Raw genomic sequence first — 16,377 nt, 5'->3', positions numbered from 1 at the left:
GATTAATATTTTTTATATCAATTGTCTCTTTTTGAACTATTTTATACTGCTAATGGCAGGTTTTCATTATTTATAACCTGTTTTCTTAAGAAGCCTCATCAAACTGGCTGTTGTAAAGTTCTGCATAGAAGCCTTTTTCTTTTAATAACTGTTCATGATTTCCGCTTTCAATAATATCTCCCTCCTTCATAACCAGTATCAGGTCTGCATTTTTAATTGTAGACAACCTATGAGCAATAACGATAGACGTTCTTCCCTCCATAAGCTTATCCATAGCTTCCTGTATCAGGACTTCCGTACGTGTATCAACGGAACTTGTAGCTTCATCAAGAATCAGCATAGGTGCATTTTCGATCATGGCTCTTGCAATGGTAATCAGCTGCTTCTGCCCTGCTGAAAGGCTGGCTTCCTCATTTAGAATCGTGTTATATCCTTCAGGAAGTGTTTTGATAAAGTGATGAACCCCTGCTGCTTTGCAGGCTGCCACTACTTCCTCATCCAACACCCCTTCTTTATTATAAACTATATTTTCACGAATTGTACCTTCAAAGAGCCAGGTATCCTGTAATACCATACAGAATAATTGATGGACATTTTCTCTTGTCAGGGATCTTAATGGTATATTATCTATTAAGATTTCACCGCTGTTAAGTTCATAAAACCTCATCAGAAGATTTACCATGGTAGTCTTTCCTGCACCGGTGGGTCCAACGATTGCTACCTTTTGCCCGGCTTTTACCTTTGCGGAGAAATCCTTTACGATTATCTTATTCTCAGAATATCCAAACTTAACATTCTTAAATTCAATATCTCCTTTTGCAGTTTTCATAACTGCATGTTTTCCGCTTTCGTCTTCTAATTCCGCTTCACCTAAGAACTCAAATACACGATAACTTGCGGCTCCGGTAGACTGTAAGCTTGTGGCTGCCTGAGCAATCTGGCTAAGAGGCTGTGTAAAGAGACGGACATAAACCATAAAAGCAACAATAACACCAAAGGTAATGGAGCCATTCATAGCAAGGGCTGCTCCTGCAACACAGACTGCCACATAACCCAGATTTCCGATAAAGCTCATAAGGGGCATCATAAGTCCTGACATAAACTGTGACTTCCAGTTACAGGAGAACAGCTCCTTGTTGATCTGTGTAAATTCACTGCTTAATTCTTCTTCAGCATTATAAGCCTTTACTACATTATGTCCGGCATAGACTTCTTCCACATGTCCGTTAATGTCACCTAAAAGTTCCTGCTGCTGGGTAAAATATTTTTGTGAACGTGAAATTATTAATATCATAATTACAAATCCAAGCAATGAGGAGCCAATTGCAACCAATGCCATAATCCAGTTGGTGACAAACATCATAATAACAGAACCTACAAGCAGCGTTACTGCAGATACAAGGTTTCCGATACTTTGATTCAGGGTCTGTCCAATGGTATCCACATCATTTGTAACGCGTGAGAGGATATCACCATAACTGGTCTTATCAAAATATTTAAGCGGCAGCTTATTTATCTTAACTGAAATATCGGTACGCATGCTTTTGGATACTTTTTGTGTAACTGTTGCCATTACAAAACCCTGTAAATAGGAAAGTACCACGCTGGCACCATAAAAAGCTGACAGCCATAAAGCAATGTTACCAACCAGTTTCATATCAATGCTTCCCATTATTCCCTGTGTGATAGCATCGGTCATTTCACTAAGCATATCCGGGCCTACCAGAGTAAAAACAGTTCCGCCCACTGCGCAGGTTAGTGCAAGGATTATTGCAGGAAAATAAGGCTTACAATAGTTTATTAATTTACCCCAGGCAGCTGAGAATTCATGTTTTTCACCTTCAATGACGATTCCGCTTCCCGGTGGATTACGGAAGTTTGGTCCTTTACTCATCTCCAAGTTCCTCCTTTGATAATTGTGAATAGGCAATCTCACGGTAAACCTTACAGGTCTTAAGCAGCTCTTCATGTTTGCCGATTCCCACAACATTTCCTTCCTCCAGCACTACTATACGGTCTGCGTTCCGAATAGTACCGATACGTTGTGCTACAATAAACGTGGTAGCACCAAGGGTCTGGGCAGCCAACTGTGTACGCAGTACCTTATCTGTCTTATAATCCAAAGCGGAAAAGGAATCATCGAATATAAAGATTTCCGGCTGCCTGCAGATTGCTCTAGCAATAGCCAGACGCTGCTTTTGTCCGCCGGAGAGGTTTGAACCTCCCTGGGATAGGGGTGCCTGGTATCTTTCCGGAAGATTTTCTATAAAATCCTTTGCTTGGGCTACTGTCGCTGCATTTTCAATATCTTCGTTATTGGCTTTTTTCCTTCCGTTATTACCAAATGCTACATTCCCAGCAATATCTCCTGAGAAGATAACTGCTCTCTGTGGTACATAACCAATCTTATTATGAAGGTCTTTCTGTTTGTATTTCTTAATATCGACTCCATCAATGAGTACCTGCCCTTCTGTGGCATCGTAAAACCGAGGTATAAGATTAATCAGTGTACTCTTTCCGCTTCCGGTAGAGCCGATAAAAGCAACTGTCTCTCCGGACTTCGCTTTAAACGAGACATCTTTAAGCACATATTCCGCAGCTCCCGGATATTGAAAGCTTACATTCTTAAATTCAACTTCTCCCATTCCCCAGGGTTTACTGTCCATATCTCCGTCTGTGATTTTTGGCTGTGTATCCAGAACTTCGTTGATACGCTTGGCAGAAACTGCTGAACGTGGCAGCATGATAAATATCATTACAAGCATCATAAACGCCATAACAACCTGCATGGCATAAGACGAATACACTACCATATCGGAAAACAAGGACAATCTGTCCGGTATATCGGCACCGTTAATTAAATATGCTCCAATCCAGTAAATTGCCAGAGTAAGTCCATTCATGATAAGAGACATTCCAGGCATCATAATTGCCATAATGCGGTTCGTAAACAGATTGGTCTTCGTCATTTCATCATTGGCTTTATTAAATTTCGTTTCCTGATAATCTTCTGCATTATAGGCACGAACAACCCTGACACCTGTAAGGTTTTCTCTGGTCACACGATTAAGATTATCCGTTAACTGCTGAACAATCTTGAATTTTGGAAGTGCAAATACAACCAGTACAGTTACTAATATAACTAATGCAAAAACAGCTCCCCCCGTTGAAAGTGACCATTGCCAGCTTTTACCCGATATCTTTACGATTGCCCATACTGCCAGGATTGGAGCTTTTATCATTACCTGGAGCCCCATTGCTATAAGAGTCTGTACCTGGGTGATATCATTTGTGGAGCGGGTAATCAAACTTGATGTGGAAAACCGTCCGATTTCCTCCATGGAGAAGGCTTCAACCTTGTTGTACAGTCCCATTCTCAGCCTATAGGAGAGAGTTGCTGCAAGACGAGCGGCAAAATAACCGATTATGATGGAAGCGACTAAACTACCCAGGGCACAGAGCAGCATATACCCTCCGGCACTCCAGATATCCGACATGGCACTTCCCTCTGTCTGTACCAGCATGGTGATTTCAGACATATAGTCGGGCAGTTTTAAGTCAAGCCAGACCTGACCTATTACAAATACCAGGCAGAGGGCGACTTGAAGCCATTCTGTCTTTTTAAAATACTTTAATATTTTTATCATAACCTTTCCTTTCTGCCTTACTCACTGCGCAGCGCTATTACCGGATCTTTGCCTGCTGCTTTCTTTGCTGGTATAAGTCCTGCGATTAAGGTCAATGCCATACTTAAAACTATGAGAATTAATCCGCTGGTTACCGGTAGTGCCGCATTAACAGCATTAGTGTCTAATACTGCATGAATCACTGAATTTATAGGTATGAGTAGCAGACAGGTTAAACCGACGCCTAACAGACCGGATATGGAACCTACAATAAAGGTCTCTGCATTGAATACCTGGGTTATATTCCTCTTGGAAGCACCAATAGCACGAAGGACTCCAATTTCTTTGGTTCGTTCCAGTACGGAAATAAAGGTTATGATTCCGATCATAATGGAAGAAACGATCAGTGATACTGCAACGAAGGCAATAAGTACATAGGAAATTACATTAATAATAGTGGTAATGGAGGACATGAGCAGTCCTACAAAATCCGTATAAGTTATTTGATTTTCTTTTCCTGCTGTTTTGTTATAGTCTTCAATTGAGGCAGAGATTCCGTCCTTGTCTTCGAAGCTGTCCGCGTAAATACTGATGGAGGCTGGTGCATCCAGGCTTACTACTCCAAAAGAACTCATATTGTCATCATAACTTCCAGCCTGGATATAGGTATCATAGAGCTTTAGCAAAGTTTCATTATCCGGCTCCAGTAAATAAGCATCTAACATTGCTGCAAGATTCTCCTCACTCATTTCTGAAGACATACCTGCACCGGCAGAGCCTGCTTGACCCTGGGAAGGTATCTCACCTGCATTCTGTGTTTCTCCGCTGTTATTCTGGGTATTTGCGGGTGAAGAGGTGAGTATCGAAGCTGCAACGGCTGCTTTATCTGAGAGGTTAAGTCCTGAGAGATATTTAATCGTCTCTTCTATTTTTACTTCATCTTTTTTAGGTGTAAAGGACATACCATTAGTTACATTGGTTTCCGGTGCTGCTTCCTGGGCTTTTACTACCGGGCTGTTATTTGTTCGTTCAATAAGGGCATCTGTCAGCGCTTTTGTGTAACCGATGCTTCCTGAAATTGCTGTATAGGATGCATCCTCCTCCGGTTTTACCACTCCTGAAACCTTAAGTTCGATGCTGTCCTTTAATAAGGTTTCCAGTGTATCCTTATCTTCTGCAGTATAGTCAAATATTCCATTTTCCCGCTCTACATAATAATCACTTTCTGGGAGTATATAAAAGGTCTGATTACTGATTTCTTCATAGTTCCACTTGTGATTTTCAAAGGAGATTTCTTCCCCATTACCTATCTTTTCAAGAATTTCCTTATACTCTGCAGAGGGCAGTATACCAAGTTCATATAGCACGGAGGTAGATACCTCATTGTTTTCATCCAGTATCAGAACTACTTCGTTATAGGCTTTCGGCCAGTTACCATAGAGTACCTCGTAATTATCGGTTACCGCTGGGCTGATGAGGTTGCCTTGTGTTCCCGGCAGAAGTTCCTCGAACTTACTGGAAGAGGTCAGATTCCCCATGGGCATACCTCCTAAGGAAAAGCCGCCCATGGCCATACCGCCCGCCATGGGGGAGGAATTCCCGCTGGTAAATTCACTGCCATCCGTATTAATAAGTTCTCCTTCCGGATCATAGGCAAATGCATCGAACTTTACATCATAGGAATAAATTATACCGTTCTCCCCTACATACTGATGGATTTCGCTGTCTTGTTCATCCAGATATTTTTTGAATTCTGTGAGGTTATTCTCCTTGATACTGGTAGTTGCACTTTTGGCGAGTTCCATATCGGAGGAATTGGAATATACACCGTCCAGTTCATGCTCTGCATCGTCGGAAATTCCGGACTGCCTTCCGGCAGCAAGTAAGCTGCTCAAGTCCAGAGACTGTGCTTCAATGGCAATGGGATAAGAGGACATGGTGTCCTTTTGTATGTCATCGATATAGGCATTGATTCCATTAGATAAGGATAATATCAGTGCAATACCGATGATGCCGATGGAGCCTGCAAAGGAGGTTAAAAGGGTACGCCCCTTCTTCGTTTTCAGGTTGTTAAAGCTTAAGGATAAGGCTGTTGTAATTGACATGGAGGCCTTTCCCATATTCTTATGTTTAGGGGATTCCAGTCTCGTCTCATCAACCTCATAGGGATTGGTGTCGGATACAATTCTTCCATCGTGAAGCTTAATAATACGGCTGGCATACTCTTCTGCCAGTTCCGGGTTATGAGTAACCATCACTACCAGACGGTCTTTGGCAACTCCCTTTAAAAGCTCCATTACCTGAACACTGGTTTCAGAATCCAGCGCACCGGTGGGTTCATCGGCAAGAAGAATATCCGGGTCATTTACCAAAGCCCTTGCAATAGCAACACGCTGCATCTGTCCTCCTGACATCTGATTGGGTCGTTTGTGAAGATGACTGCCAAGCCCCATCTTTTCAAGAGCTTCTTTTGCACGCTTTCTTCGTTCGCTTTTTGAGATACCGGAAATGGTAAGGGCCAATTCTACATTTGCCAGAATGGACTGATGAGGAATCAGGTTATAGCTCTGGAATACAAAGCCAATGGTATGATTACGATAGGAATCCCAGTCTCTGTTGGAATATTTTTTGGTAGAAACACTGTTAATTACGATATCACCCGAATCATATCGGTCAAGACCGCCGATAATATTTAATAGTGTTGTCTTTCCGGAACCGCTCTGTCCTAAGATAGCAACAAATTCACTGTCACGAAGATTAAAGGTAACATTATTCAGCGCCTGCTGGGTCAGACCGCCGGTAACATATTTCTTGCATATATTTTTGATTTGAAGCATAGGCATTTTCTCCTTTAAGCATTAATTTTTTTAGTAGGCCTTTCAACGAAGCTGATTATATACGGGAAAGAAAAACTGAAAATTAACGAAAGAGAAAAATAAGAAATTATTTTGAAAGGTCAGGCTAAAGCTGTACTTCTGATATTGGCAGATAAAAACAGTCCATATCGCGGGTTAAAATGGACTTAAGTTTATTTTGAGTTAACGTTTATGGTATAATATTAATTCAGAGATATAACCGGAGGGTTATGCTTGGATATCAACTTATATAGTAGAAAGGGAGGTGCCGATTTCATGTTTCATATTTTGGTTACAGAAGATGATAAGAATACCGCCAGGCTTATGAAAGCAGTCTTAAAACATGCCGGTTATGAAGTTTTTCTGGCAGAAAATGGAGAGGATGCCTTGGATATAATGGATACCCAGCATATAGATCTGGTTATTTTAGATATTATGATGCCGAAAATGGATGGCTATGAATTTACGGAACAGCTGCGCAGCTGTCACAATAATACCCCTATCCTTATGGTAACGGCGAAACAGCTGCCGGAGGATAAATGCAAGGGGTTCATTTCGGGTACAGATGATTACATGGTAAAACCCGTGAATGAAGAAGAGATGCTCTTACGTATCAAGGCACTTTTACGCCGCGCCAGGATCGTAAATGAGCACAAGCTGCATATCGGGAAGGTAACTCTTGATTATGACGCTCTTACAGTAGAACGGGAAGGGGACAAGCAGACCCTGCCTCAGAAAGAATTCTATCTGCTCTATAAGCTCTTAGCCTATCCTGATAAAATCTTTACCCGTATCCAGTTAATGGATGAGATATGGGGTATGGAGTCTGAGACAGTTGATACTACAGTAAATGTTCATATCAACCGGCTTCGTAAGCGTTTTGAAACTTATCCGGAATTTGAGATTGTCGCTATTCGTGGAATCGGCTATAAGGCGGTGAAAAAGTGTGAGTAGACTTCATAACAGATTAAAGAAATTTCAGATGGCTATGCTCTTTGCTGTAATCATCTTTATCCTTTTGTTATTTACCATGCTTCTCATGCTGGTTGGAATATTTGTTTTGAGTCAGCTTGGAATTGTTAAACCCAATCCTACCATTACACCGTTTTTTATGTTTGCAATCTTTAGTATTATAGTAGGAACAATTGTTGCCATGGTATTCAGCCGTTTTCCGCTGTCTCCTCTGCGAGAAATTATTTCTGCCTCTGACAGATTAGCAGAAGGTGATTTTGATGTGCGGATTAATTTAAGAGGTCCGGAGGAATTACAGAATTTAAACAGCAGCTTTAATCATATGGCTGAAGAGCTGGGTAGTATAGAGATGCTTCGGTCGGACTTTGTAAATAATTTCTCACATGAATTCAAAACCCCTATTGTATCAGTAAGAGGTTTTGCCAAAATCCTTAAATATGAAGATCTGACCAAAGAAGAACGGGACGAATATCTGGATATTATTATTTATGAATCGGAACGTCTTGCTGAGCTTGCGACCAATGTGCTTAATCTCTCCAAGGTTGAAAATCAGATGATATTAAAGGACAAAACCTGTTATAACGGCAGCGAGCAGATAAGACGGATAATTGCCATACTTGAGAATAAGTGGGCAGAGAAAAATATTGAGATTCTTTTTGATTACGATGAGATTAATGTCTGCGGAAATGAGGAGCTGCTGAATCAGTTATGGACTAATCTTCTCGATAATGCCATTAAGTTTTCTCCAGAAAATTCAACGATTACAATTAATATTAGTCAAAAACCCGAAAAGATAACAATTACTTTCACCGATCAGGGAATTGGCATTAGTCAGGGGGCTGCCGATCGTATATTTGATAAATTCTATCAGGGGGATACTTCCCATGCAACGAAAGGAAACGGTATCGGCTTAACAATAGCCAAACGAATCGTCGAACTGCATGAAGGCAGTATAACAGTAAAAAGCAACGATATCGGCACCTCCTTTATCGTTGAATTGCCTATGTATTATTGAATCGACAATAAATAAAAAGTCTTTGCAGATTGCCCGAAAGCAGAGTGCAAAGACTTTCTATGTATAACTATAATTATACTCTTTAATTATTCATTTTCATTATTATTGTTACTACCAAATGCTTTGGCTACTAATAAAAGAATCACACCGATAACAATACTGGCAATTTCAACTGTTCGTCTGTATTCTCCCAGAAAAAATAAGAATTTAAACTGCAGCCCTATAAATGATAATCCCAATGAGATTATTCCTATAAGAAATAGGAAAGCTCCAACTTTTGATAACTTCTCAAACATATAACTTCCTCCCACGCTTTGTTAAATATTATACAATTGTAATTATATCAAATAAAAATAAAACCGTATACACAATTTTTCACAATATGATATTATTTTACATTTTGCTCCATATTACTGCTGTGGGTATCTGCACTTCTAGCTTTTTTCAATCTCAATCATCAGTTCTAATATTTGGGTTTCCAGGTTATCAATATGTTTATTCTTTTCTTCTATTAATTCTGTTAACCGCACAGTTTCTGCATTATTATCCTTTTTATGCTTCAATTCCATAAAGTTGGCATTTAAGGAGTTATAGCTTTGCTGTAATTCCTTGTTTTTGTCAACCAGCTGCTGTATTGCTTTCACCTGTTCATCTATCTTTTCATTTTGCTTTGCTAAAGCCTTATATTGCTCAAAACTAGCATCCTTTTGTATTTCCAGGGTTTGAGTAACTGATTTGATATTCTCTTCTTGTTGTTTCATACTGCTCAATAACATTTCTTTCTCTGTTTCAGTATCTTTAAGCTTTAATTTCAGCAATTCTATAGAATCCGCAGACTGCTTGATTTCTTCTGTTAACATCTCGTTAGCTCTTGACAACTGACTTAACTGAGAAAGCTTTTCATTGATTTCATCTGCTTTATTGACATCTTCCTGATGAAGCTTATGCAATTTTTGCTCTAAACGGTATACCTGCTGTTTTCTCTGCTCCAGCTGCTCTTCCAGAAGATTCTTCTCTTTCCGGACTTCCTCTTTTATCTGCTCGGTTTCAAGATAAGCCAGCTCCTTGTATTCTTCTAATTCTTTCTCAGACTGTGCTTTTATGCTTATTATTTCTTGCTTTGTCTGCTGTTTTAGATTCTCTAGCTCTGATTCACTAATTTCAGCTAAATGCCTATAATCCTCCATTTGCTGCTCTGCAAGCAGCTTGTAATCTTCAAAAGCCTGGTCTGCAAGTATTGCTTTCTCTTCGTTTTCTTTTTGTAATTGAATTTTAATCTGTGATATCTTATCTTCATATCTTACTTGCAGTTCTGTTTTTTCTTTTTCGAACAGTTCATTCAGACTCTTAATTTCTTGACCTGTCTGAATTCTAAGCTCTTCTTTCTGAGCTTGTAATTCTTGGTTTTCAGCTTGCAATTCTTGGTTTTCAGCTTGCAATTCTTGGTTTTTAGTTTGTAATTCTATATTCTGATTCTGTAATGAATTGTGCTCTGCTACTAATCCTTGATTTTCACTATGTAATTTTTGGTTTTTAGACTGTAATTCCTGGTTCTCACTATATAGCTCTTGGTGTTTAACCTGAAATTCCTGTATATCAATGCATAATTCTTGGTTTTTAACCTCTAATTCCTGGTTCTCGATACATAATTCTTGGTTTTTATCCTCTAATTCCTGTTTTTCATTATATAATTCTTGATTTTCAGCTTGTAATTCCTGTTTTTCACTATATAATTCTTGATTTTCAGCTTGTAATTCCTGTTTCTCACTATGTAATTGTTGGTTTTTAACCTGTAATCCCTGGATATCAATATACAATTCCTGGTTTTCAGCCTCGTTAAGCTTAAGTTTGTCCGAGATGTGGTTTTTTTCTTCTGTTACAGTATTAATTTGATTATGTAATTGTTCATTTTCATAGATAGCTTCTCCCAGCTGCTCTTCCAGATGCTTCTTTTCATTTCTTGCATTTTCTATTAATTCTTCCTGTTCAAGAACCGCTAATTCTCTAATCTCTTCTATTTCCTGACCCATTTGCTTCTTGTATTGCTCTAACTCTTGTGATGACAGGGTTTTAACAGCTTCCATTTCTTCCTCGGCAAGGATTTTAATGCTGTTTTTTTCTTGCTCTGCCTGCTGCTTATAAGCCTCCAGTTCCTGGGTAGTTCGATTTATGATATTGTTTATATCCTGTTCTGCTTGTTCCTTACATTCATTTAATTCCTTTGCAGCAAATGCTTTCGTAGCTTCATTTTCTTTACTTAATTCGTCGATAACACGAGTAATTTCTTCATCAAATTTGGATTGCTGTTCAGATTTCTGAATTTCAAACTGTTGACTTAACTCTTTTATATTCAGGCTTGCCTGCTCTTTCAGTTCTTCCTTTTCAGCCTGTAATCTTTTATTCTCTTCTTTGGCTTTGTTCAGCTCCAGGATAACATTCTTTGATTCTTCTCCTGATATTTCTATAAGTTCTTCCAGTTCAGTAATCTTAGCTGTTAATTCTTCTGCTTTATTATTTATACTCTCAAGCTGTGTATTAAGCTTTTCTTTCTCAGCATCAGCTGCCTTCAACAAATCAGACAAGGTTTCAATTTCATTGTTTTTTGATTGAATATCAGTCACTGCATTTTTCAGTCCCAGCTTTGACTGTTCCAATTCAGCTTTCAATTCCTGAAGGGAATTGATTAATTCCTGATTGTAGGTCTGTTCTTGGGCTAAACTTGCAATGACATCACTGTGTTCTTTTTCAAGTACAGCTTTTTCTGCTTCTAATGCCTCAATTTTTTCAGTCTTTAACCTTAATTCTTCCTCAGATTTTATGCAAGCAGCTCTAACCTGACTTAATTCAGTTTCAAATTTATTAATTTGCTCAGTTAATTTGTTTTGTTGTATTTCATTATTCTTTAGTTGATTTTTCGTGGTAAGAAGCTCTTTTGCCCGTTCCTCCAAGTCTTTTGTTTTATTCTTTAACTGTAAAGACATCTGCTCAAGGTTTTTCTTTGCTTCTTCAGATTCTTTTTTCAACGTAGCATGCTTGGTTGTTAATTGAAGCAGCTCATCCTTTTGCTTGTTTGCAGCTTCCTCTAATTCTTTCAGCTGGGTAAGGTTATTGGTAAGGCTGGTATTCTTTGCCTCAAGTTCTGTTTCTAATACCTTTGACTGCTCCGTAAGGCTTGCTATGAGACTTTCTTTTTCAGCAAATTTCACTTCCGCTTCTTCCAGTAACTCTGCATACTCTTTTATCTGGCTGTCCCTGGCTTCTGCTTTTGCTTTTTGGATACCAAGCTCTTCTTCACATAATTTTTTTTGCTCTTCCAGTTCCGTGAAATTTGTCTGCTGCTCTTTTATGATATTTGACAGGCTATCCTTCTCAACATACAGAGATGAAATTTTCGCTTTATGATCTGCCACGTCACTGTTTAAACGTGTAATCTGGCTTTCTCTTTCTTTAACATACTCTTCTACCTGGTCAGTAATCTCATTATATTTTGCAATTTCACCCTGGTAGAAGGATATTTTCTGCTGGAGTTGTCTGGCTTCCTGTTCTTTTTTTTCTAATTGTGCCTTGCTCTTATCATAGTTATTGCTCAGTTCCTCTATTATATAAAGGCTATTATCATAGTCCTGTTCTAATTTTGCTAATCGTTGTTTGTCCTGTTTCGATAATATCATCCGTGTCTTTCCCTTCTGTCTGCTGTCTACCCCTTACTGTCAACTCTTTGTGCGGTATTTTACATCCCTTCAGGCTGGGTAACAAGGACTATATTATACTTGTTTTTTCAGCAAAAATCCATGGTTTTTGGCACTTAGTCAGTACTTTTTATGATTATGGAGAAATTTGTCTGATTTATTTACTAAAAATGTTAAAACAAACCCTCTGATAACATCAATTTATACTATTATAACAATATGAATACTAAGTCTATGTATTATAGTTGCGTATATCTTCTATTTCCCCTTTGAGAATCCTTATTATCATCCGATTGACTTCAGAAGCTTCCTCATGATTAATACCATGGCCTGCTTCTTCAAAAAACATGGCATTCAGTCTTCTTCTCTTCACTGCTGCTTCCCCTCCAAGTTTTTCAAAGGGGTCTCTGCTTCCTAACAATAAATAAATGTTTTTACTTATTATATCTATCTCCTTCTCTGTAAAGGGCATGACTTTATGATATCCCATTGCCATATTGTTAAAGCCTTTTAATAGACTTCCGTAATGCTCCATAATTACAGGGTTTTCCGTAAAGACCTGATGATGTTCGCCTGATAATTTCTTAATCAGTTTCAAAACATTTCTTTTCGTTGGTAGCAGGGCTTCCGGCAGAAATATCTTCATCATTGTATACATAGGATTTCTATTATCATCTGAGATGGCTGATGCCATGCCAATTGCTTTCATGACCCGCTCCGGTCTCTTTAACAGGTAATACATAACCAGATAACCGCCATGGGAGGTTCCTGCCATATGTACCTTATCAAGTCCTAGTCCGTTAAGAATAGAATCAATCCAATCAACGTCATCAAAGCTTTTATTATAGGCTTTACCTGGTACACTTTTTCCAGGACCTCCGATTGTATCAATTGCATAGAGTCTGTAATGCTGCCCAAGTACCTTTGCATTGTAAATCCACATCAAGGCAGAATCATCACCTACTCCGTGAAATAATACAAGCGGTTCTCCTGATTGATTGCCACAGGTAATAATGTGCGTCCTGCCATAGTGATTTTCAATCCAGATATCTTCATAGGCAATCTCCCACATATCCATTAACTGGTCATAGGATCTAAAGATATTCGCTTTTGCTTTATTGCTTTTATAGACTTTCATTTGTTCCTCCATTTCGCCGCTTGGCTGTACAAATATGTAAAAGAAGCTTAAGACACGCCCGTCTTACTGAGATGCCCTCATTTTTTGATGCTTTCCTTTATATATTTTCAGGCATAACTGTCAAACCTCTACAAATAGAAAAATTGAAAGAATCCATCATAACCTTTACTTCATTTTGTTATAGAGATCTTTCATATTCTTATTAATTTCCTGCTTCGCGAGAGCTATCTTTTCCTCTGTCAGTTCCGGTCCGATACAATTTTTTTGAAAAGCTAAATATATAACCCCATAGTATTCCTGTGCCAACACCTCGGGAGCATTTCGGGCAATAAATCCTTTGTCAATCATTTGAGAAAATACCATTTCCATTTGTTTTAGGGGTAAATCAAATACAAGCTTTTGATAGGTATCCTGAGCATTTTGAGCGGAAATCCGCTCAATTGTCAGCATTGCTATCATCTTATAGACCACCGGATCAAGTAAATAACCCTGCAGCATTCCCATTGCCACAGCACACATTGCTTCATCGCTTACTTCAACAGCTTCTGAAAACGCAGCTCCAAATTCGGTTTTCATCTGCTGTATAAGCTTATCAACTCTTAATAACAGAGAATCCAATATCCCCTGCTTATTTGTAAAGTGATAATAAATAGCACTTTCCCGTAATCCTAATGGCTTACAGATATCTCTTACAGAAACTGCCTGAAAGCCATGTTTTGAAAACAATTCAAGTGCTGTCATTTCAATATTTTCTTTGTTATTTATCTTTCCATTCTTTTCTTCAGACACTTTTTACCTCCCACTTAACAACTGTTAAGTAATATTATACTTAACAATCGTTAAGCAGTCAATACCGATAGTATCAAATACTTACTACAATAAAATCAGAGCTTACAACATAGAATCAGATGCTTACTACAATAAAATCAGACGTTTACTACGATAGAGCAGATGCTTAATTCGATAAAATCAGGTAATTTTCTCTATAAAAAAGCGCATTCATGATAAATTGTATCAATATTCTATATACATTTGTTGTTTTTACAACAAACATAACAATAAAATTATGTTATAATGTACTTATTACTTGAACAGGACTTTTCACAACTTATGAGTTAAGAAAGGAAACTAGATATGTCACGCTACTTTAACATTACCGATACCATTTATGATATAACCGAAAAATATCCCGATACCATTAGTATATTTGTTGCCAGCGGTTTTGAGCATCTGAACAATCCTGTTATGCGAAGCACTATGGGTAAAACTGTTACACTGGAGATGGCACTGTCATTGCGCAAAGTGAACCAGGAAGTATTTATACAGAAGCTTGAAGAAGCTATTGAAGGAAGCAATCCGGACCTTTCAACCGGTCTGTATGCTGCAAAAAAAGAAACTGGCGGTGATATCCGTATTGAAGGTGTACTCCCCTGCCCCATCCGCCTGCCGCTCTTAGAAAAATTCACCGGCTGGTTTGATTCAGTAAAGGATACACTGGATTATCAGGTGGATTATAATCTGAAGTCTGCCAATCTTGGACTGGACGACGTGAAAGAACGTATAGTTTCAGCAAATGGCGATTCAGACGGACTTTCCGACCTTTACCTGTCTGCCGGTTTTGATTTATTCTTTGATAAGAAGCTCATGGGTCAATACAGAGAAGCCGGTGTATTTGAAGACATTTCCGGTGTAAGCCAAATGAATCCTGATTTTGATAATGAAGATATTTCCTTAAGAGACCCGAAAGGTCAATACGCCATTATTGGTGTTGTATCTGCTATCTTTATGGTAAATACAAATGTATTGGGTGACCGCAAGATGCCGGAAAGCTGGGAGGACTTAATGAAGCCGGAATTTGAGAACAGCATCAGCTTACCCATGAGGGATCTGGATATGTTCAATGCCTTTCTGCTCCATATCTACCGTCATTACGGAGAAGATGGTGTTAAGAAGATGGGCAAGGCTCTCTTACAGAACATGCACCCGGCCCAGATGGTAAAAGCACATATACCAAAAGGCGGCAACCCTGTCCCTGCTGTCACAGTAACCCCCTATTTCTTCGCCAGCATGGTGGATAAGAAAGGCCCTCTTCGCCCTGTTTGGCCGAAGGACGGCGCAATCATAAGCCCTATCTTCCTGCTTTCCAAAGCAAAAAATAAAGATAAGCTGAAGCCTTTTGTAGACTTTCTTTACTCAAAAGAAATCGGTGAAATATTATCTTCAAATGGTAAATTCCCTTCCACCAATCCTTTGGTAGACAATCATTTATCACCCGATCAGAAGTTTATGTGGGTTGGCTGGGACTTTATCCACAACAATGACATCGGTGAATTGATTACCTATACAGAAAAGCTGTTTTACGATGCCTCAGGAAAGGAGTCCTTATGAATCTGATTATATTTTCCGGACCTCCCTCCTCCGGTAAAACCTCAGTTATCTTGAAAACCATAGCCTCTTTTCAGAATCGAAACATAAAGGTAGGAGTTATTAAATTTGACTGTTTATACACAGATGATGATATAGCTTATGAAAAAGCAGGTATTCCTGTAAAAAAAGGCCTGTCCGGTGCTCTTTGCCCCGATCACTTCTTTGCCTCCAATATTGAAGAGGTGGTTAACTGGGGGAATAAAGAGGAGCTTGATCTGCTTATTACGGAATCCGCCGGCTTATGCAACCGATGCTCTCCTTACCTAAAGGAAATCAAAGGAGTCTGCGTTATCGATAACCTTTCCGGTATAAATACTCCTAAGAAAATCGGCCCTATGTTAAAAGCCGCCGATTATGTAGTTATCACCAAGGGAGATATTGTATCCCAGGCTGAAAGGGAGGTATTTGCTTCCTGTGTCAGCTCTGTAAATCCCCGAGCCGTAACCATGCATGTTAACGGGTTGACCGGACAGGGTGCCTATGAACTTGGAAGCCTTCTCTATGATGAAACCCAGAATATACAGACCGTACAGGGTATGCAGCTGCGTTTTCCCATGCCCGCTGCGCTCTGCTCTTACTGCCTGGGAGAAACAAGAATCGGCGAAGCCTACCAGATGGGTAATATCAAGAAGATAGATCTTGAAAAATAACTGAT

At 39.1% G+C, this 16,377-nt stretch carries 11 protein-coding genes; 4 read left to right on the top strand and 7 right to left on the bottom strand.

The window, feature by feature from the left end:
• Positions 1–85 precede the first annotated feature (85 nt).
• Genes BR73_RS0111860 through BR73_RS0111850 form a run of 3 tightly spaced genes read right to left on the bottom strand, consistent with a single transcriptional unit; the run spans position 86 to position 6,463 of the window.
• Positions 86–1,894, bottom strand: coding sequence for an ABC transporter ATP-binding protein (locus tag BR73_RS0111860; RefSeq protein ID WP_033165696.1), 1,809 nt, complete (start codon positions 1,892–1,894; stop codon positions 86–88).
• On the bottom strand, positions 1,887–3,647 hold the full coding sequence (locus tag BR73_RS0111855; protein WP_033165695.1) for an ABC transporter ATP-binding protein: 1,761 nt from the start codon (positions 3,645–3,647) through the stop codon (positions 1,887–1,889). Before BR73_RS0111855 ends, BR73_RS0111860 begins: the two co-directional genes overlap by 8 nt.
• A gap of 17 nt (positions 3,648–3,664) precedes the next feature.
• Entirely contained in the window at positions 3,665–6,463 is a 2,799-nt protein-coding gene (locus tag BR73_RS0111850; RefSeq protein ID WP_033165694.1) for an ABC transporter ATP-binding protein/permease, read from the bottom strand.
• A 294-nt stretch (positions 6,464–6,757) separates the two neighbouring features.
• Here BR73_RS0111850 and BR73_RS0111845 point away from each other — a divergent pair, with 294 nt between their 5' ends.
• Together BR73_RS0111845 and BR73_RS0111840 are read left to right on the top strand one after the other, a co-directional pair.
• On the top strand, positions 6,758–7,435 hold the full coding sequence (locus BR73_RS0111845; RefSeq protein ID WP_033165693.1) for a response regulator transcription factor: 678 nt from the start codon (positions 6,758–6,760) through the stop codon (positions 7,433–7,435).
• Positions 7,428–8,468: a HAMP domain-containing sensor histidine kinase gene (locus tag BR73_RS0111840; protein WP_242860667.1), complete on the top strand. Its 1,041-nt coding sequence runs from the start codon at positions 7,428–7,430 to the stop codon at positions 8,466–8,468. Before BR73_RS0111845 ends, BR73_RS0111840 begins: the two co-directional genes overlap by 8 nt.
• An 86-nt stretch (positions 8,469–8,554) precedes the next feature.
• Here BR73_RS0111840 and BR73_RS0111835 read toward each other — a convergent pair whose 3' ends face one another.
• The 4 genes from BR73_RS0111835 to BR73_RS0111820 form a co-directional block, all read right to left on the bottom strand.
• On the bottom strand, positions 8,555–8,764 hold the full coding sequence (locus BR73_RS0111835) for a hypothetical protein (RefSeq protein ID WP_033165692.1): 210 nt from the start codon (positions 8,762–8,764) through the stop codon (positions 8,555–8,557).
• Between the two features lie 138 nt (positions 8,765–8,902).
• Positions 8,903–12,139 (bottom strand): hypothetical protein, encoded by a 3,237-nt coding sequence (locus tag BR73_RS0111830; protein ID WP_033165691.1) that lies wholly within the window; start codon positions 12,137–12,139, stop codon positions 8,903–8,905.
• A 250-nt stretch (positions 12,140–12,389) separates the two neighbouring features.
• Positions 12,390–13,295, bottom strand: a complete 906-nt coding sequence (locus BR73_RS0111825) for an alpha/beta fold hydrolase (protein WP_051685160.1) — start codon at positions 13,293–13,295, stop codon at positions 12,390–12,392.
• Between the two features lie 165 nt (positions 13,296–13,460).
• Complete coding sequence (locus BR73_RS0111820; RefSeq protein ID WP_033165690.1) at positions 13,461–14,084, bottom strand: TetR/AcrR family transcriptional regulator; 624 nt, start codon at positions 14,082–14,084, stop codon at positions 13,461–13,463.
• 345 nt (positions 14,085–14,429) lie between these two features.
• Between BR73_RS0111820 and BR73_RS0111815 the strand changes: the two genes are divergently transcribed.
• Entirely contained in the window at positions 14,430–15,683 is a 1,254-nt protein-coding gene (locus tag BR73_RS0111815; RefSeq protein WP_033165689.1) for an ABC transporter substrate-binding protein, read from the top strand.
• Positions 15,680–16,372 (top strand): GTP-binding protein, encoded by a 693-nt coding sequence (locus tag BR73_RS0111810; RefSeq protein WP_033165688.1) that lies wholly within the window; start codon positions 15,680–15,682, stop codon positions 16,370–16,372. The genes BR73_RS0111815 and BR73_RS0111810 overlap by 4 nt, the downstream gene beginning before the upstream one ends.
• The last annotated feature ends 5 nt before the right edge of the window (positions 16,373–16,377 follow it).

The sequence above is a fragment of the Clostridium sp. KNHs205 genome, assembly GCF_000702945.1.
Lineage (GTDB): Bacteria > Bacillota > Clostridia > Lachnospirales > Lachnospiraceae > Anaerocolumna.
The sequence above is the reverse complement of the archived record's forward strand: the minus strand, read 5'-3'. Positions and strand labels throughout refer to the sequence as shown.

Coding starts and splice junctions, on each gene's coding strand:
- BR73_RS0111860 (WP_033165696.1), bottom strand. CDS start 1,894: ATGAGTAAAGGACCAAACTTCCGTAATCCACCGGGAAGCGGAATCGTC.
- BR73_RS0111855 (WP_033165695.1), bottom strand. CDS start 3,647: ATGATAAAAATATTAAAGTATTTTAAAAAGACAGAATGGCTTCAAGTC.
- BR73_RS0111850 (WP_033165694.1), bottom strand. CDS start 6,463: ATGCTTCAAATCAAAAATATATGCAAGAAATATGTTACCGGCGGTCTG.
- BR73_RS0111845 (WP_033165693.1), top strand. CDS start 6,758: ATGTTTCATATTTTGGTTACAGAAGATGATAAGAATACCGCCAGGCTT.
- BR73_RS0111835 (WP_033165692.1), bottom strand. CDS start 8,764: ATGTTTGAGAAGTTATCAAAAGTTGGAGCTTTCCTATTTCTTATAGGA.
- BR73_RS0111830 (WP_033165691.1), bottom strand. CDS start 12,139: ATGATATTATCGAAACAGGACAAACAACGATTAGCAAAATTAGAACAG.
- BR73_RS0111825 (WP_051685160.1), bottom strand. CDS start 13,295: ATGAAAGTCTATAAAAGCAATAAAGCAAAAGCGAATATCTTTAGATCC.
- BR73_RS0111815 (WP_033165689.1), top strand. CDS start 14,430: ATGTCACGCTACTTTAACATTACCGATACCATTTATGATATAACCGAA.
- BR73_RS0111810 (WP_033165688.1), top strand. CDS start 15,680: ATGAATCTGATTATATTTTCCGGACCTCCCTCCTCCGGTAAAACCTCA.